The organism is Tepidiforma thermophila, from assembly GCF_002563855.1.
Classification (GTDB): Bacteria; Chloroflexota; Dehalococcoidia; order Tepidiformales; family Tepidiformaceae; genus Tepidiforma; species Tepidiforma thermophila.
In genome coordinates, this window is sequence record NZ_PDJQ01000001.1 from 856,322 (window position 1) to 871,761 (window position 15,440).

Genomic DNA, 15,440 nt, shown 5'->3' on the forward strand with positions numbered 1-15,440 from the left:
GGAACTGGCCGGGGCTGGCCCCCGGCCCCGCAGGCTCAGCCGTCGAGGCTCGCCGTCACCGGCGTTGCCAGGCCCGTCACCGGGTCCACCCCCTCCGCCACCAGGTACCGCATCAGCATGTCAACCGTCTGCCGCTCCGTCTCCTCCAGGTCGAACGCCCCCGGCTCGAGCAGCCACTGCAGCGCTACCCCGGTCACGGCGCCGATGTGCCGCGCCGCCGCTGCGTCCGCGTCCAGGTCGGCACGGAACACCCCGGCCCGCTGGCCCGCCCGGATCGCCGCCGCCGTCGTCCGCCGGAATCCCTCCCACAGCGCCCGGATCTCGTCGCCCAGCCGCGGGTCGCGTTTCGCGCTCGCCGTGAACTGGACGAACACTTCGTACGGCACCGGGTTCACCTTCGCCAGCTCAATCGAGATCCGCGTCACCGCCCGCATCGTCGCGACCGGGTTCTGCCCCTCGAACTGCGCCTGCGCCACCGACTCATTGAAAATCTCCTGGCAGCGCGCCAGCACCCCCGAAAGCAGGTCCGCCTTGTCCCTGAAGTGGTACGAGACCAGCCCCCGGCTCACCTCCGCCCGCCGGGTCGCTTCGTCGATCGAGGTCTCCGCCCAGCCCTTCTCGGCCATCACCGCCACGGCTGCATCGATGATCTGTCTCCGTCGAATTGCGTTGATGTCCAATCGTGCCATCGTTCAATGCCCTCGCGGGGGGCAGTTCCCCCGTGGTGGTTGCCTGTCTAACTTTTAGGCTAGCAGGCCGAAGCCCTGTACGCCCCTTTTCCTCCCCTCCGCGTTTCGCTACAGTTACGCGCGCAGTTGGACGGCCAGCCAAATTCCCTTCCGGTGATGCCAATGACCCCCGCGCCCGAGACCCTCCTCGACCTCCACCGCCGCATGCTCCGCATCCGCCTCTTCGAAGAGGAAGCTGGCCGCCTCTCCGAGGCCGGCCGCATCCCCGGCGCACTCCACCTCTACGTCGGCGAAGAGGCCGTCGCCGCCGGCGTCGCCGCCCACCTCGGCCCCGGCGACCAGGTCACCAGCACCCACCGCGGCCACGGCCACCTCGTCGCCGTCGGCGGCGACTTCCGCCGCATGTTCGCCGAGCTCTTCGGTCGCGCCACCGGCTACTGCCGCGGCAAGGGCGGCTCCATGCACATCGCCGATATGGACCTCGGCATGCTCGGCGCCAACGGCATCGTCGGCGGCGGCCCGCCCATCGCCGTCGGCGCAGCCTTCTCCAACAAATACCGCAAGACCCAGAACGTCACCGCCTGCTTCTTCGGCGACGGCGCCTCCAACGAGGGCAGCTTCCACGAAGCCGCGAACATGGCCGGCCTCTACCGCCTCCCCCTCATCTTCGTTTGCGAAAACAACGGCTTCGGCGAGTTCACCCGCCAGGACCGCCACCAGGCCATCCGCGATATCGCCGACCGCGCCGCCGGCTACGGGTTCCCCGGCGTCGTCGTCGACGGCATGGACGTCATCGCCGTCTACGAGGCCGCCGGCGAAGCCATCGCACGCGCCCGCCGCGGCGAAGGCCCCACCCTCCTCGAGTGCAAAACCTATCGCTTCTACGACCACGTCGGCGTCCGCGGCATGGGCGTCGTCTACCGCTCCGACGACGAGGTCCGCGCCTGGCGCGAGCGCGACCCCATCACCCTCCTCGAACGCCGCCTCGCCGAGCTCGGCATCCTCGATGCCGCCGGCGCTGCCGCCGTCCGCGACCAGGTCCAGGCGGAAGTCCGCGAGGCTGTCGCCTTCGCCGAGTCGAGCCCCTTCCCCGACCCCTCCGCCCTCACCGAAGACGTCTACGCCAGCTAACCCCCCGGAGCCCGTGCCATGACTACCGCAACCGCCCAGCGCCAGCTCCCCGTCGTGATGGCCATCAACGAGGCCCTCCGCCAGCTCATGCAGGAGGACCCGAACGTCTTCCTCGCCGGCGAAGATGTCGCCCTCTACGGCTCCGTCTTCGGCTTCAGCCGCGGCCTCCTCGATGAATTCGGCCCCGAACGCGTTGTCGATACCCCCATCTCCGAAGCCGCCCTCGTCGGCCTCGGCGTTGGCGCTGCCGCCACCGGCCTCCGCCCCATCATCGACATCATGTTCATGGACTTCATGGGCGTGGCCATGGACCAGATCGTCAACCAGGCCGCCAAGATGCGGTACATGTTCGGCGGCAAGGCCCGGCTCCCCCTCACCATCCACACCATGGCCGGCGCCGGCCTCAACCTCGCCGCCCAGCACTCCCAGTCCCTCGAAGCCTGGTTCTGCCACGTCCCGGGCCTCAAGGTCGTCATGGCCTCCGGCCCCTACGAAGCCAAAGGCCTCATCATCGCCGCCGTCCACGACGACAGCCCCGTGATCGTCGTCAACAACAAGGCGCTCCTCGGCCTCGCCGGTCACGTCCCCGAGGAGATGTACGAAATCCCCCTCGGCCAGGCCGCCGTCGTCCGCCCGGGCACGAACTTCACCATCATCGCGACCGGCCGCATGGTCCAGGAGAGCCTCGCCGCCGCCGAAAAACTGCTGGAGCACGGCATCGACGCCGAAGTCATCGACCCCCGCTCGCTCGTGCCCCTCGATACCGCGACCCTGGTCGAATCGGTCCGCAAGACCCACCGCGCCCTGGTCGTGCACGAGGCGGTCCGCTTCGGCGGGTTCGGCGCTGAGATCGCGGCCCAGCTCCAGGAGCTCGCCTTCGATTACCTCGATGCCCCGGTCGGCCGCGTCGGCGCACCCTTCTCCCCGGTCCCCTTCAGCCCTGCCCTCGAAGCCCACTACGTCCCCAACGCCGACCGCATCGCCAGCGAAGTCCTCCGCCTTCTCGGCCGCGCCGGCTGACCATGGAGCCCGGCATCCTCGGGGTCATCGCCAACCCGGCCTCCGGCAAGGACATCCGCCGCCTTATCGCCCACGCTGCCGTCGTCAGCGACGCCGCCAAGCGCGGCATCCTCCGCCGGCTGCTCATCGGCGCTGCCGCCGCCGGCGCCCGCCGCGTCCACTACCTCCCGGGGCCGCACCGCCTCGTTGAAGATGCCCTCGACGGCCTCGGCCTCCCCTTCGAGGCCGAGCCGCTGCCCGTCGACCTCACCGGGTCGGCGCTTGATACCCGCGCGGCGGCCCGCCTCCTCCGCGAGCGCGGGGCCGCCGCGGTGGTCGTGCTCGGCGGCGACGGCACCTGCCGGGCCGCGGCCGCCGGATGGCCGCATATCCCGCTGCTCCCCCTTTCCACCGGGACGAACAACGTCTTCCCCCTCACCTGCGAGCCGACGGTCGCCGGCCTCGCCGCCGGGCTCGTCGCCGCTGCCCGCGTCCCCCTCGACGACGCTGCCAACCCCTGCCCGCACATCCGCGTCGACGTCGAGGGCGAACCGCCCGACATCGCCCTCGTCGATGCCGCCCTCGTCACCGACCGCTTCACCGGCGCCCGCGCCGTCTGGAAACCGGCCGAGCTCGCCGCCGTCCTCCTCCTCCGCTCCGACCCTGCCGTCACCGGCCTTGCGGCGATCGGCGGCATGCTCGGCCTGCCCGGCCCCGGAGCAGGCGCCCTCGCCATCGATATCGGTGAGCCCGGCCGGGAGGTCCGCGTCCCCCTCGCCCCCGGGCTCGTCGTCCCCGTCTCCGTCCGCAGCCACCGCGAGGTGCCCTTCGGCGAGGCCATCGAATGGCGCGGCCCGGGCATCCTCGCCCTCGACGGCGAACGCGAGCGCCGTCTCCTTCCCGGCCAGCGCGCCAGCCTCGTCCCCTGCGCCGACGGCCCCCTCCTTCTCGATCCCGGCCGCATCCTCCGCCTGGCTGCCGCGGCCGGGCTTTTCATTGAAGTCCCCTGCGGAGCGTCCTATGCCGACTGAAGTCCTGGTTCCCAAGCTGGGCATGACCATGACCGAAGGCACCGTCGCCGAATGGCTGGTGCCCGACGGCGCCCCCGTCCGCGCCGGCGACATCGTCTACCGTCTCGAGACCGAGAAGATCGAATTCCAGGTCGAAGCCGAGGCCGACGGCATCCTCCGCCACGCCGTCCCGGCCGGCACGACCCTCCCGCCCGGTTCCGTCGTCGGCTACATCCTCGCCCCCGGCGAGGCCCCGCCCGCCGGCGCCCCGCTCCCGCCGCCCCTGCCGCCGCCGCAGCCGCGCCGGGCGTCCCCGCTCCGCCGCCCCCGCCGCCCGCGCCCGGGCACGTAGCTGCCTCCCCGGCCGCCCGCCGCCTCGCCGCCGAACTCGGCGTCCCGCTCGAAACCGTCCTCGGCACCGGCCCCGGCGGCCGCATCACCGAGGAGGACGTGCACCGCGCCCACGCCGCCGCAGCCCGCCCGGCCGCTCCCGCGGCTGCCCCGTCCCCTGCCCCGGCCGAACCGTCGCCCGCGACGCCCGTCGCCCGCGCCCTCGCCCGCGAGCTCGGCATCGACCTCGCCGCCGTCCGCGGCACCGGCCCCGGCGGCCGTATCACCAAAGAGGACGTCGAAGCTGCCGCAGCTGCCCGCCCGGCCGCCCCGCCGCCTTCGGCGCCCCCGGTCCCGGCCCCTGCTGCTGCGGCGCCCGCCCCCGGCCAGCGCATCCCCCTCCGCGGCATGCGCAAAACCATCGCCGAGCGCATGCACCGCAGCCTCCAGGAGACGGCCCAGCTCACCCTCGGCATGCGCGTCCGCATGGACGAGGCCCTCCGCCTCCGCGAGCAGCTCATCGCCGAGTGGCAGCCCGAGGGCATCCGCCCCTCCATCACCGACCTGGTCATCCGCGCCGTCGCCCGCGCCCTCCGCCAGCACCCCGCCCTCAACGCCCGCGTCGAACCCGACGCCATCGTCCTCGAGCCGGAGGTCCACATCGGCATGGCCGTCGCCCTCGAGGCCGGCCTTGTCGTCCCGGTCATCCGCAACGCCGACACCCTCCACCTCCGCGATCTCGCCCGCGAAACCGCCCGTCTCGCCGAGGCCGCCCGCGCCGGGACCCTCGGCCTCGATGACTACGCCGGCCAGACCTTCTCCGTCACCTCCCTCGGCATGGCCGGCGTCGAATTCTTCACCCCAATCATCAACCCGCCCAACGTCGCCATCCTCGGCGTAGGACAACTCGTCGACGACATTCGCTGGGACGGCGACCGCCCCGTCCGCGCCCGGACCCTCACCCTTTCGCTCACCATCGACCACCGCGCGGTCGATGGCGCCCCCGGGGCCGCCTTCCTCGGCACCGTCCGCGACCTCCTCGAAGCCCCCTACCGGCTCCTGCTGCCATGAGCACGGCGCGCCGCTTCGATGTCGCCGTCATCGGCGGCGGTGCGGCCGGCGTCGCCGCCGCCCTCGAAGCCGCCCGCCTCGGCGCCTCCGTCGCCCTCGTCGAGGCCGAGCGCCCTGGCGGCTCCTGCGTCCACTTCACCTGCATCCCCACCTCCATCCTCCTCGATGCCGCCGAAGGGTTCGTCCGCGCCCGCGAACTCGCCGTCGCCGGCGTCCTCACCGCCTCGGAGACGTTCCAGCTGGGCCGCGCCAACGACCGCGCCCGCGCCCTCGCCCGCTCCCTCGCGGCCGGGCTCGAAACCTCCCTCCGCCGCGCCCGCGTCGAGGTCGTCGCCGGCCACGCCAGCTTCCGCGAGCCCGGCCTGCTCACGGTCGCCGGTGCCGGGGAGCTCGCCGCCGACGCCGTCGTCATCGCCAGCGGCGCACGCTGGGAGCCGCCCGCGGTCCCCGGCCTCCCCGCCGACCGCCTGGCCACCCCCGATGTCGTCCAATCCTGGCGCGAACCGCCCCCCTCCTGTCTCATCCTCGGCGGCGGGCCCTCCGGCGGCGTCTTCGCCCTTGAATACGCAACGCTCCTCGCCCTGGCCGGCTCCGCCGTCACCCTCGCTGCACCCGGGCCGTCCGTCTTCGCCGGCTTCGACGACGACCTCCAGCCGCTCCTCGCCGACCTCCTCCAGCCGCTCGGCATCACGGTCCTCGTCGGCGCCGTCCCGCTCCGCGCCGAAGGCGAGACGGTCGTCCTCGCAACCGCCGCCGGCGAACGCCCGGTCGCAGCGGCCTGCGTGCTCGCCGCCGACCCTCGTGTCCCGTCGGTCCGCGGCCTCGGCATCGAATGCGCCGGCCTCACCCCCGGTGCCGACGGCGCCATCCCGGTCGATGCCGCCTGCGCGACCGGCGTGCCCGGCATCTTCGCCGCCGGCGATATCACCGGCCAGGGCATGCGCTCATCAACCGCAGCCGTCCAGGGCCGCACCGCCGGCGCGAACGCCGCCGGCGAATCGCGCGTCGCCCGCCTGTCTGCCGTCCCGTGGCTGGCCCACACCGTCCCGCCCGTCGCCGCCGTCGGCAGCACCGCCGCAGCCGCGCAGCAGGCCGGCATCCCGCTCGCGTCGGTCACCCTCGGCTTCGAAGGCACCGCTCCGTCCGTCGCCCGCGGCGGCCACCCCGGCCTCCTCCGCCTCCACGCCGACCGGCGCACCGGCGAAATTGTCTCCGCCCAGGCCGCCGGTCCCGGCGCGCACGAACTCGTCAGCGCCGCCGCCGCGCTCATGCAGACAGAGGCAACCGTCGACCAGGCCGCAGCCCTCGTCGCCTGGCACCCCTCGCCCCTCGAGCTCCTCGCCGAGGCGGCCCGCCGCCTGGCCGGCTGACGCTACGCCCGGAGCGCGTACACCTCGTAGGTCACGCCGTTCGGCCCCGTGCTCCCGATCCCGACTGCCTGCACGGTGTTCAGCCAGGCGTATTTCTCCGCCCCCGTTTCGAACAGCGGCGTCGAGTACACTTTCGTGCTCCCGTCAGCGGCTCGCGCGCCGATGCCCGTATACGTCACCAGGATGTGCGCCCCGTCGTCCGTCTGCAGCGTCAGCCGCACGTCCAGCTTCATGCTTCCGTCCGGCCGCAGCGTCACCCAGTCGCCTCCTGAGTGCGGCACAACCGTGCCCCTCAGCTTCGGGCCTTCGAACGTCCCCGCCGGAACGCTGACGATCAACCGCGATCCCTGCGGCCCCCCCTGGATCATCGTCGGCGCCGAAACGTTCGCCGTCATCGTGAACAGGAATTCAACCGGCAGACTCTCCAGCGGCATTTTCGAAACCTCCCTTTGGTGTTGTGCTCACGGGCGCACCGCCCGGCCGGCGCTGCCCGCGGAGCGTCCCGTCCCGGCGCCCGGGCCCGCGGCGGCCCGATCCTACCCGCCTGCCGCGGGCTGTGCGCTCTCGTGCATCACCACGCTCACCTCCCCGGCAAGCGTGTCATCACGGATCAGCCGCACCACCTCCTCCGCGATCCGCTCCGGCGGCAGCAGCACCGCCCCCTCCAGCGACGGTTCCAGCCACTTCGCCGGCCGCGTCCCGTCGCCCGTCTTCGCGATGATCGGCGTGTCCACCATCCCCGGCGCCACCGCGTTCACCCGCACGTTCTCCAGCTCCTTCAGCATCGCGCACGACTTCGTGAAGTGAATCACGGCCGCCTTCGACGCCGCGTAGACCGGGTCGAACGGCAGCGGCCCCAGCCCGGCGATGCTCGCCGTGTTCACCACCACGCCCCCGTCCCCATGCTCCCGGAACGCCTCCACCGCCGCCCGCGTTCCCATGATCACGCCCGACGTATTCACCGAAATCACCCGGTGCACCTTCTCCAGCGGCGCATCCGGCCAGCCCGGCGTGTCGCCCGTCATGATCCCCGCGTTGTTGTGCACGATGTCGAGCCGCCCGAAGACCCGCTTCGCCGCCCGGAACGTCTCCGCAATGCCCTCCGGCGTGCCCACGTCGCCCTGCACAAACGCCGCCTCCCCGCCGGCCGCCGCGATCCGCCGAACCGTTTCCTCCCCGCCCGCCGCGTCGATGTCGACCACGACAACCTTCGCGCCTTCCCGCGCCAGCCGCTCCGCGCACGCCCGGCCGATGCCCGACCCCGCGCCGGTGACCAGCGCAACCTTGCCAGCGATCTCCATGCAGCCCTCCCGAAATCGAGTCCCCGGGAGTTTATCCTGCTGGACAAAGCTTTGGCCAATAGTCCAGTATTCCCGCATGCCGCAGTCCGTCATCCCTGGGCCCCTCGCCGGCCGCCTTGCGCCCATCCCCTCCCTCCGCGACGGCTTCGAACGGTTCCTCGCCGCCTGCTTCGATACCGACGCCGTACCCGCCGCCACGCTCGAACGCTGCCGGCGCCTCGTCGCCGCGCTCCACCGCGCCGACCCCGCGGATTGCGGTCCCGCCCTGGCCGAGCTCCCGTCCACCGAGACCGACGCCCTCGCCCGCGGCGAGGCTCCCTTTGGCCTCCCCCGCGCCGATGCCCTCGCGCTCGATATCGCCCGCTACATCCCCTGGAGCCACCACGACCTCCCCGATGCACCCGTCCTCGCGTTCCGCGACGAGTGCGGCGACCGCGCGGCCGTCACCCTCCTCGCCGCCCTCGCCATGTTCGATGCCGTCTGCCGGATGACCCTCGTCGCACCCCGCCTCGAAGGAGCCTGACCCATGTCCACCGTCCCCCGCGTCCCCTCCGCCGTGCCCGGCCAGCCGCCGGCCTTCCACACCGTCCTCGCCCACGCGCCTGCCATCCAGCAGCGGTTCGCAGCCCTCTACGCCGACTTCTGGATGGACTCCGCCCTCTCCCAGCGCGAGAAGGAGATCGCCCGGATCCGCAACGCCCGCGTCACCGCCTGCGGTTTCTGCCGCCAGGTCCGCTTCTCCCTCGCCCGCGAAGAGGGCCTCGATGAAGCCACGCTCGACCTCGTCACCGACGGCTACCTCGATGCCCCGCTCAGCCCGCGCGAAAAGCGCATCCTCCAGTACACCGACGCCATCATCGGCGACCCCGCCCGCGCCGACCCTGCTCTCGGCGCCGCCCTCCGCGACGAGCTCGGCGATGCCGGCCTCGCCGAACTGACCCTCGGCGTCGGCCTTTTCCTCGGCCTCGCAAAGGTGCTCATCACCCTCGGCCTCGAGCCCGAGGAGATGCCCGTCACCGTCCTCCCGACGCCCGGCTCCGCCGTCAGCCGTCCCTCGGCCGCCCCCGCCGGCGGCTAATCCCGCAGGACCTTCGGCGGCGCCCCCAGCCCGAAGAGCGTCCCCTTCCCCGTCACGGCGTCAAAGCTCTCCACCATTACCTCCAGCTCGTCGCCGCTGTCGAGCGTCACCACACCCCGCCCGATCGCCGGCACCACCAGCGGCTCCGCCCGGAACGCCCCGCCCCAGCCCTGCACCTTCCCCGGCGGCGTCGGCTTCGTGAACAGCTCCAGCTGCACCCGCCGCCGGTAGCCTGCCCGCAGCACCTCCAGCTCGGCCTCGCCCTCCCAGCGTCGCATCGTTCCCTCCTGCGATTTCCCCCGTCGATAGCCGGGAGAAACCGTTGCAATCGATCTCCGCGCACAGTATAGTCGCGGCACTGGCCGAGCAGCCAAAAATCTGGCAGGAACGATAGCCATGGCCGACGCACCAGCCGAAACCGCGCCCGCTCTCAACCGCCCGCCCCGCAAAAAGCGGCACCCGCTCTCCGGCGCCATCTACGAAGAGCTCCCCGGCAACCGCGTCCGCGTCACCAAGGGCGAAAGCTGGGGCATCTTCGATGGCTTCACCACCCGCCACATCGAAGGCCCCCTCACCTACGCCGACCCCCACATGATCATCTGGGTCGGCGGCAAACCCGTCGAAGGCCTCGGCCACCGCGCTGAGCGCGCACGCGGCATCGAAATCGTCCACGACTGACCTTTCCCACGGAGGCTCCCACCATGGCACTCAAAACCGTCGGCGACCAGGGCCGCAAGACCGAAGCCGGCTACCGCTCCGCCGGCACCCTCTACCAGGAGCTCCTCGACCAGGACTCCCGCCCCGTCCCGCCAGTCCTCCGCCTCGAATCCCCCATCGAGCCCGGCGTCACCCGCGTCCCCGCCGAACAGTACTACAGCAAAGCCATCCACGACCGCGAAGTCGAAAAAATCTGGAAGCGCGTCTGGCAGATGGCCTGCCGCGAGGAAGACATCCCCGAAGTCGGCGACTACATCGTCTACGACATCGCCCACCTCTCCTTCCTCGTCGTCCGCAGCGCCCCCGACCGCATCCAGGCCTTCCATAACGCCTGCCTCCACCGCGGCCGCCAGCTCCGCGAATTCGACGGCCGCGGCGCCCAGGAGTTCCGCTGCCCCTTCCACGGCTGGTGCTGGGAGATCGACGGCTCCCTCAAAGAGGTCGTCTGCCGGTGGGACTTCCCCGAGGTCAACGAGCGCGACTACCACCTCCCCGAGGTCAAAGTCGGCACCTGGGGCGGCTTCGTCTTCATCAACCCCGACCCCAACGCCGAGCCCCTCGAGCAGTTCCTCGGCGACCTCCCCCGCCACTTCGAACGGTGGGACCTCGCCAACCGCTTCAAGCAGGCCCACGTCGCCAAGATCCTCCGCTGCAACTGGAAGGTCGCCCAGGAAGCCTTCATGGAGGCTTACCACGTCGTCGCCACCCACCCCCAGCTCCTCAACGGCATCGGCGACTCCAACTCCCAGTACGACGTCTTCGGCAACTTCTCCCGCGCCATCACGCCGAACGGCACGCCGAGCCCCCACCTGCGCGAAACCCCCAGCCAGCAGGACATGCTCGACGCCATGTTCGACCGCAACCTCGATACCCCGCCGCTCGCCGAGGTCCCGCCGGGCATGAGCGCCCGCCAGTTCGCCGCCATGCTCAGCCGCGAAGGCATGCGCGCCGTCATCGGCGATGAAGCCGATACCTACTGCGACGCCGAATACCTCGACTCCATCTACTACACCGTCTTCCCCAACTTCCACCCCTGGGGCGCCTTCAACCGCATCACCTACCGCTTCCGCCCCCACGGCGACAACCCCGACGAATGCATCATGGAGTGCATGTTCCTTGCCCCGTGGCCGAAGGGCGAACCGAAGCCGCCGGCCGCCCCGATCCACTGGCTCGGCCCCGATGACGACTGGGCCGATGCCCCCGAACTCGGCATGCTCGCCCGCGTCTTCAACCAGGACACCTTCAACATCCCGAAGGTCCAGCTCGGCCTCAAGACCATGAAGCGGCCCGAAGTCGTCTTCGCCAGCTACAACGAAACGAAAATCCGCCACTTCCATCAGCTCTACGACCGCTGGATGGAGCTCGAATAGCCGCCATGCCCGCGCCCGGCGCGCTCGCCTGGCTCGATGAACCGCCCGCCCCGGCCGACCTCGCCGGGGCGCTCGCCGCTGCCGGCTCGGCAACCCCCGCCGACGTCGATGCCCTGCTCGACGCGCTGGACGCCGCCCGCGCCGCCCTCGAGGCGCTCGCCAGGGAGGCCTTCACCCGCGCACCCGTCAGCCGCTCCACCGCCGCCTTCCACAGCGCCCTGCCCGACCTCCGCCCCTTCGTCCTCTACCGCCTGCCCGGCCTCCTCCGCGAGGCCGGCGTCTACACCGCCGCCGAGCTCCGCGCCCTCGCCGTCGACGCCCCGCCCGCCTGGATCGCCCGCGAGGCCACCCGCCAGCTTGCCATCCTCGCTGCCGTCCGGGCGGCCGTCCGCCGCCTCGAAGCCGGCGACCTCGCACCCGCCGAATTCCCCGCCGCCATCCGAACCGCGGCCCGCCAGGCCGCAGCTGTGCAGCCGTTGCCCGTATCTCCAATCCACCCGGAGGACCAGCGATGACCGCACCCGCAACCCGCCGCTACGCCAGCTGGCGCGACGAATTTGAGTCGCGCAAGAAGAGCCCCGCCGAAGCCCTCGAGGTCGTGCAGAACGGCCACCTCGTCGGGCTCGGCATCCTCTGCCCCGGTGTCCTCACCCAGGCACTGCTCGAGCGCGCCCGGCAGCTCGAACGCGTCGATATCCGTTGCCTCGCACCCCGCGAGGTCCCGCTCTTCTCCCCCGACGGCCCCAAAGGCGAAAAGGAGATCGAACTCTTCATCGGCGATGCCCTCCGCCCCGCCCACGACCAGCGCATCGCCACCTACCTGCCCAATACCTTCATGCTCGGCTTCAAGGCCTTTGACGCCGGCCGCCCCGAAGCCCGCATCCCCGACGTCTTCCTCGTCGCCGTCTCCCCGCCCAACGAAAAGGGCTACGTGAACTTCGGCCCCCACATGTGGCACAAGAAGGCCTACGTCCGCCGCTGCCGCCACACCGTCGCCGCCATCGACCCCAACATCGAGCCCGTCTACGGCGATACCTGGATCCATGTCTCCGAAATCGAGACCTTCGTCGACGGCTACATCAAACCCGTCGATATCCCCGCCGTCCGCCAGCGCATCGAAACCCAGGCCCCGCCCGAAAACCGCGACGCCCTCCTGAGAATCCTCAACGAAGCCTCCCCCGACCAGGTCGCCCTCGTCGAGGACATGTTCCACCTCATGCCGCCGGGCATCCTCGAGCAGGCCTTCGGCCTCTCCGAGGTCGACCCGGCCGCCCAGGCCATCGCCGAGCACCTCAAGACCCTCATCCGCGACGGCGACACCATCCAGGTCGGCGTCGGCCAGCCCAGCTCCCTCATGTTCAAGGCCGGCGCCTTCGACCACGCCCACGACCTCGGCCTCCACACCGAACTCGGCTCCCCCGGCCTCGCCCGCCTCTGGGAAAAGGGCGTCCTCACCGGCGCCCGCAAGTCCATCCACAAAGGCCGCGCCGTCGCCACCGCCTGGACCGGCTGCGACGGCACCGACCTCCGCATCATCGCCGATAACCCCGCCTTCGAACTCCACGACTCCAACTACCTCCTCAACCCCCTCCTCATGGCCCAGAACCGCCAGATGACCTCCATCAACAGCGCCATCGCCGTCGACCTCCTCGGGCAGGTCGCCAGCGAGGACCGCTTCGGCGGCCACATGGTCAACGGCACCGGCGGCCAGCCCGATGCCCACCTCTCCGCCGCCCTCTGCCCCGATGGCCGCGCCATCACCGTCCTCCGCTCCACCGCCCTCGAGGGGACCGTCTCCAAGATCGTCGCCCAGCACCCCGAGGGCACCCTCGTCACCGTCCCCCGCTACCTCGCCGATACCGTCATCACCGAGTACGGCATCGCCCGCCTGCTCGATAAGAACCACCGCCAGCGCGCCGAGGAGCTCATCGCCATCGCCCACCCCGATTTCCGCGCCGAGCTCCGCGCCCAGGCGAAGCAGCTCTGGGGCACGCTCGAATGAGCACCGGGCCCGGCCCCCAGCCGGCATCGCCGGGAGAGCCCGCCGGGCGGCTGGCCGGCAAGGTCGCCGTCGTCCTCGGCGCCTCCTCCGGCATCGGCCGCGCTGCCGCCCTCCGCTTCGCCTGCGAAGGCGCCACCGTCATCGCCGCTGCCCGCCGCTTCCCCGAACTCGAAGCCCTCGGCCGCGAATGCGGCGCCATCCCCGTCCCCTGCGACATCACCCGCGACGACCAGGTCGAAGCCCTCGCCCGCGTCGCACTCGACCGCTTCGGCACCCTTGATGTCGCCCTGAACTGCGCCGGCTTCGAACAGAGTACCCCCATCCGCGACCTCACCCCCGAGCGGCTCTACAACATGGCCAGCGTCCAGTTCCTCGGCGCCGTCTCCTTCATCCGCCACATGGCCAACGCCATGGCCGCCACCGGCGGCGGCTCACTCATCACCATCTCCTCCATCACCGCCCTCCTCGTCGGCGAAGGGCTCGCCGCCTACGGCGGCTCCAAAGCCGCCATCAACCACATCACCCGGATCGCCGCCCTCGAATACGGCCCCCAGGGTGTCCGCGTCAACGTCGTCTCCCCCGGGCTCATCGAAACTCCAATGACCGCCCACATGTTCATCCCGCCCGTCGTCCGCGCCTTCACGCGCGAAACTCCCCTCCGCCGCATGGGCACAGTCGACGACGTCGTCGAAGCCGTCCTCTGGCTCGCCTCCGATGCCTCCAGCTTCATCACCGGCCACAACCTCCCCGTCGACGGCGGCCAGCTCACCCGTCGCCTCCCGGGCCGTGACGACTTTCTCGCCTCCTCCTGATTGTTGACTCGATCGCTCGACTTTCTGAACTGGCCGGGCTACAATCAGCCTCGCGGCCCTGCCGCAATCTTCCCCCGAACTGAACGGAGCATCCCCATGACCGACCCCGAAATCGCTACTCGCGGTTACGCTCATCCCGAAGTCCTCGTCTCAACCGAATGGGTCGCCCAGCACCTCAACGACCCCTCCGTCCGCATCATCGAATCGAACGAAGACCCCCTCCTCTACCCCTCCGGCCACATCCCCGGCGCCGTCCAGGTCGACTGGGCCGCTGATCTCAACGACCCCCTCCGCCGCGACTACCTCGACCGCGCCGGCTTCGAAAAGCTCATGAGCCGCATCGGCGTCACCCCCGAAACCACCGTCGTCTTCTACGGCGACAAGAACAACTGGTGGGCCTGCTACGCCTTCTGGGTCTTCCAGCTCTTCGGCCACACCAACGCAAGGGTCATGGACGGCGGCCGCCTGAAGTGGGAGAAGGAAGGCCGGCCGCTCGTGAAAGACGTCCCCACCTACCCGCCCACCGAGTACCGCGCGCCCGAGCGCGACGACACCAAAATCCGCATCTTCCGCGACGAAGTCCTCAAGAAGCTCGGCACCGGCGTCAAACTCGTCGACGTCCGCAGCCCCCAGGAGTACACCGGCGAGCGCACCCACATGCCCGAATACCCCCAGGAGGGTGTCCTCCGCGGCGGCCACATCCCCGGGGCGAAGAACGTCCCCTGGGCCCGCGCAGCCAACCCCGAAGACGGCACCTTCAAGTCCGCCGCCGAGCTCAAGGCGATCTACGAGCAGGAAGCCGGCCTCACCCCCAACGACGAGGTCATCGCCTACTGCCGCATCGGCGAACGCAGCTCCCACACCTGGTTCGTCCTCAAGTACCTCCTCGGCTACCCCAACGTCCGCAACTACGACGGCTCCTGGACCGAGTGGGGCAACTCCGTCGGCGTCCCCATCGAGCGCTGAACTCCGCTACGCTGGTTGGTGAAGCACCCGTGCGGCGGGCGGCCCGTCTGCCCGCCGCACGCCCTCCCGGAGCACCCCCATGGCCCAGCCCCCCAAAGCCTTCCAGCAGGTCATCGACGACTTCGCCTTCGCCGACCGCCAGGAGCGGATCGAGATGCTCATCGAGTACGCCGACCGCTTCAAAGAGGTTCCCGAGCGGATCGCAACCCGCCCCTTCCCCGAAGAACACCACGTCCAGAAGTGCGAATCCGATGCCTACGTCTGGGCCGAAGACCTGCCCGACGGCACCCTGAAGTTCCACTTCGCCGTCGAAAACCCGCAGGGCCTCTCCGCCAAGGCCTGGGCCGTCATCCTCGATGAGACCCTCTCCGGGCAGCCGCTCGAAGAGGTCGCCGCCGTCCCCTGCGACAGCGTCTTCACCGTCTTCGGCAAAGAGGTCTCCATGGGCAAAGGCATGGGCCTCATGGGCATCGCCGATATGGTGACCGCCTTCGCCCGCCAGCGCCTCGCCGCCCGCGCCGCACAGTCCGGCTCAGCGTGACGTAACACAAATGTTCGTTGACCGCGCCCACCCCGCACCGTAGCATCGAACAA

19 protein-coding genes are annotated in these 15,440 nt (G+C 71.1%); 15 read left to right on the forward strand and 4 right to left on the reverse strand.

What is annotated here, in order from left to right; genetic code table 11:
- Window positions 1-35: 35 nt before the first annotated feature.
- Entirely contained in the window at window positions 36-689 is a 654-nt protein-coding gene (locus A9A59_RS04050) for a TetR/AcrR family transcriptional regulator (RefSeq protein ID WP_098503057.1), read from the reverse strand.
- A gap of 162 nt (window positions 690-851) precedes the next feature.
- On the opposite strand from A9A59_RS04050, the gene A9A59_RS04055 reads away from it, so the two are divergent.
- The 6 genes from A9A59_RS04055 to A9A59_RS04075 all read left to right on the forward strand — a co-directional run bounded on the left by A9A59_RS04055 (window position 852) and on the right by A9A59_RS04075 (window position 6,600).
- On the forward strand, window positions 852-1,820 hold the full coding sequence (locus A9A59_RS04055) for a thiamine pyrophosphate-dependent dehydrogenase E1 component subunit alpha (RefSeq protein ID WP_098504793.1): 969 nt from the start codon (window positions 852-854) through the stop codon (window positions 1,818-1,820).
- 18 nt (window positions 1,821-1,838) lie between these two features.
- Window positions 1,839-2,840: an alpha-ketoacid dehydrogenase subunit beta gene (locus A9A59_RS04060; RefSeq protein WP_098503058.1), complete on the forward strand. Its 1,002-nt coding sequence runs from the start codon at window positions 1,839-1,841 to the stop codon at window positions 2,838-2,840.
- Between the two features lie 2 nt (window positions 2,841-2,842).
- Complete coding sequence (locus A9A59_RS04065; protein WP_098503059.1) at window positions 2,843-3,850, forward strand: NAD(+)/NADH kinase; 1,008 nt, start codon at window positions 2,843-2,845, stop codon at window positions 3,848-3,850.
- A complete protein-coding gene (locus A9A59_RS14305) occupies window positions 3,840-4,181 on the forward strand; it encodes a lipoyl domain-containing protein (protein WP_278286783.1) in 342 nt (113 codons plus the stop codon). Before A9A59_RS04065 ends, A9A59_RS14305 begins: the two co-directional genes overlap by 11 nt.
- A gap of 98 nt (window positions 4,182-4,279) precedes the next feature.
- A complete protein-coding gene (locus tag A9A59_RS04070; RefSeq protein WP_278286784.1) occupies window positions 4,280-5,230 on the forward strand; it encodes a dihydrolipoamide acetyltransferase family protein in 951 nt (316 codons plus the stop codon).
- On the forward strand, window positions 5,227-6,600 hold the full coding sequence (locus A9A59_RS04075) for an FAD-dependent oxidoreductase (protein ID WP_098503060.1): 1,374 nt from the start codon (window positions 5,227-5,229) through the stop codon (window positions 6,598-6,600). The genes A9A59_RS04070 and A9A59_RS04075 overlap by 4 nt, the downstream gene beginning before the upstream one ends.
- Window positions 6,601-6,602: 2 nt before the next feature.
- On the opposite strand, the gene A9A59_RS04080 is transcribed toward A9A59_RS04075, so the two are convergent.
- A complete protein-coding gene (locus tag A9A59_RS04080; RefSeq protein WP_098503061.1) occupies window positions 6,603-7,034 on the reverse strand; it encodes a DUF3237 domain-containing protein in 432 nt (143 codons plus the stop codon).
- Window positions 7,035-7,136: 102 nt separating this feature from the next.
- The gene (locus A9A59_RS04085; protein ID WP_165772487.1) at window positions 7,137-7,901 is read right to left on the reverse strand and encodes an SDR family NAD(P)-dependent oxidoreductase; all 765 of its coding nucleotides are present in this window, start codon (window positions 7,899-7,901) and stop codon (window positions 7,137-7,139) included.
- A 76-nt stretch (window positions 7,902-7,977) separates the two neighbouring features.
- On the opposite strand from A9A59_RS04085, the gene A9A59_RS04090 reads away from it, so the two are divergent.
- Together A9A59_RS04090 and A9A59_RS04095 are read left to right on the forward strand one after the other, a co-directional pair.
- On the forward strand, window positions 7,978-8,424 hold the full coding sequence (locus tag A9A59_RS04090) for a hypothetical protein (protein WP_098503063.1): 447 nt from the start codon (window positions 7,978-7,980) through the stop codon (window positions 8,422-8,424).
- 3 nt (window positions 8,425-8,427) lie between these two features.
- Window positions 8,428-8,979, forward strand: coding sequence for a carboxymuconolactone decarboxylase family protein (locus tag A9A59_RS04095; RefSeq protein ID WP_098503064.1), 552 nt, complete (start codon window positions 8,428-8,430; stop codon window positions 8,977-8,979).
- Here A9A59_RS04095 and A9A59_RS04100 read toward each other — a convergent pair.
- On the reverse strand, window positions 8,976-9,257 hold the full coding sequence (locus A9A59_RS04100) for a hypothetical protein (protein ID WP_098503065.1): 282 nt from the start codon (window positions 9,255-9,257) through the stop codon (window positions 8,976-8,978). The genes A9A59_RS04095 and A9A59_RS04100 overlap by 4 nt on opposite strands.
- 118 nt (window positions 9,258-9,375) lie before the next feature.
- Here A9A59_RS04100 and A9A59_RS04105 point away from each other — a divergent pair, with 118 nt between their 5' ends.
- The 7 genes from A9A59_RS04105 to A9A59_RS04135 all read left to right on the forward strand — a co-directional run bounded on the left by A9A59_RS04105 (window position 9,376) and on the right by A9A59_RS04135 (window position 15,387).
- A complete protein-coding gene (locus tag A9A59_RS04105; protein WP_098503066.1) occupies window positions 9,376-9,657 on the forward strand; it encodes a hypothetical protein in 282 nt (93 codons plus the stop codon).
- Window positions 9,658-9,680: 23 nt separating this feature from the next.
- Window positions 9,681-11,066, forward strand: a complete 1,386-nt coding sequence (locus tag A9A59_RS04110) for an aromatic ring-hydroxylating oxygenase subunit alpha (RefSeq protein ID WP_098503067.1) — start codon at window positions 9,681-9,683, stop codon at window positions 11,064-11,066.
- Window positions 11,067-11,071: 5 nt separating this feature from the next.
- On the forward strand, window positions 11,072-11,581 hold the full coding sequence (locus A9A59_RS04115; RefSeq protein WP_098503068.1) for a hypothetical protein: 510 nt from the start codon (window positions 11,072-11,074) through the stop codon (window positions 11,579-11,581).
- Entirely contained in the window at window positions 11,578-13,068 is a 1,491-nt protein-coding gene (locus A9A59_RS04120; RefSeq protein ID WP_098503069.1) for an acetyl-CoA hydrolase/transferase family protein, read from the forward strand. The genes A9A59_RS04115 and A9A59_RS04120 overlap by 4 nt, the downstream gene beginning before the upstream one ends.
- The gene (locus A9A59_RS04125) at window positions 13,065-13,880 is read left to right on the forward strand and encodes an SDR family NAD(P)-dependent oxidoreductase (RefSeq protein ID WP_098503070.1); all 816 of its coding nucleotides are present in this window, start codon (window positions 13,065-13,067) and stop codon (window positions 13,878-13,880) included. Before A9A59_RS04120 ends, A9A59_RS04125 begins: the two co-directional genes overlap by 4 nt.
- Before the next feature lie 96 nt (window positions 13,881-13,976).
- A complete protein-coding gene (locus tag A9A59_RS04130) occupies window positions 13,977-14,846 on the forward strand; it encodes a sulfurtransferase (protein WP_098503071.1) in 870 nt (289 codons plus the stop codon).
- A gap of 79 nt (window positions 14,847-14,925) precedes the next feature.
- Window positions 14,926-15,387 carry a SufE family protein gene (locus A9A59_RS04135; protein ID WP_098503072.1) on the forward strand — a complete coding sequence of 154 codons (462 nt, stop codon included), beginning with the start codon at window positions 14,926-14,928 and terminating at the stop codon, window positions 15,385-15,387.
- The last annotated feature ends 53 nt before the right edge of the window (window positions 15,388-15,440 follow it).

Coding starts and splice junctions, on each gene's coding strand:
- A9A59_RS04055 (WP_098504793.1), top strand. CDS start 852: ATGACCCCCGCGCCCGAGACCCTCCTCGACCTCCACCGCCGCATGCTC.
- A9A59_RS04115 (WP_098503068.1), top strand. CDS start 11,072: ATGCCCGCGCCCGGCGCGCTCGCCTGGCTCGATGAACCGCCCGCCCCG.
- A9A59_RS04120 (WP_098503069.1), top strand. CDS start 11,578: ATGACCGCACCCGCAACCCGCCGCTACGCCAGCTGGCGCGACGAATTT.
- A9A59_RS04075 (WP_098503060.1), top strand. CDS start 5,227: ATGAGCACGGCGCGCCGCTTCGATGTCGCCGTCATCGGCGGCGGTGCG.
- A9A59_RS04100 (WP_098503065.1), bottom strand. CDS start 9,257: ATGCGACGCTGGGAGGGCGAGGCCGAGCTGGAGGTGCTGCGGGCAGGC.
- A9A59_RS04080 (WP_098503061.1), bottom strand. CDS start 7,034: ATGCCGCTGGAGAGTCTGCCGGTTGAATTCCTGTTCACGATGACGGCG.
- A9A59_RS04090 (WP_098503063.1), top strand. CDS start 7,978: ATGCCGCAGTCCGTCATCCCTGGGCCCCTCGCCGGCCGCCTTGCGCCC.
- A9A59_RS04095 (WP_098503064.1), top strand. CDS start 8,428: ATGTCCACCGTCCCCCGCGTCCCCTCCGCCGTGCCCGGCCAGCCGCCG.
- A9A59_RS04065 (WP_098503059.1), top strand. CDS start 2,843: ATGGAGCCCGGCATCCTCGGGGTCATCGCCAACCCGGCCTCCGGCAAG.
- A9A59_RS14305 (WP_278286783.1), top strand. CDS start 3,840: ATGCCGACTGAAGTCCTGGTTCCCAAGCTGGGCATGACCATGACCGAA.
- A9A59_RS04105 (WP_098503066.1), top strand. CDS start 9,376: ATGGCCGACGCACCAGCCGAAACCGCGCCCGCTCTCAACCGCCCGCCC.
- A9A59_RS04130 (WP_098503071.1), top strand. CDS start 13,977: ATGACCGACCCCGAAATCGCTACTCGCGGTTACGCTCATCCCGAAGTC.
- A9A59_RS04060 (WP_098503058.1), top strand. CDS start 1,839: ATGACTACCGCAACCGCCCAGCGCCAGCTCCCCGTCGTGATGGCCATC.
- A9A59_RS04085 (WP_165772487.1), bottom strand. CDS start 7,901: ATGGAGATCGCTGGCAAGGTTGCGCTGGTCACCGGCGCGGGGTCGGGC.
- A9A59_RS04110 (WP_098503067.1), top strand. CDS start 9,681: ATGGCACTCAAAACCGTCGGCGACCAGGGCCGCAAGACCGAAGCCGGC.
- A9A59_RS04125 (WP_098503070.1), top strand. CDS start 13,065: ATGAGCACCGGGCCCGGCCCCCAGCCGGCATCGCCGGGAGAGCCCGCC.
- A9A59_RS04050 (WP_098503057.1), bottom strand. CDS start 689: ATGGCACGATTGGACATCAACGCAATTCGACGGAGACAGATCATCGAT.
- A9A59_RS04135 (WP_098503072.1), top strand. CDS start 14,926: ATGGCCCAGCCCCCCAAAGCCTTCCAGCAGGTCATCGACGACTTCGCC.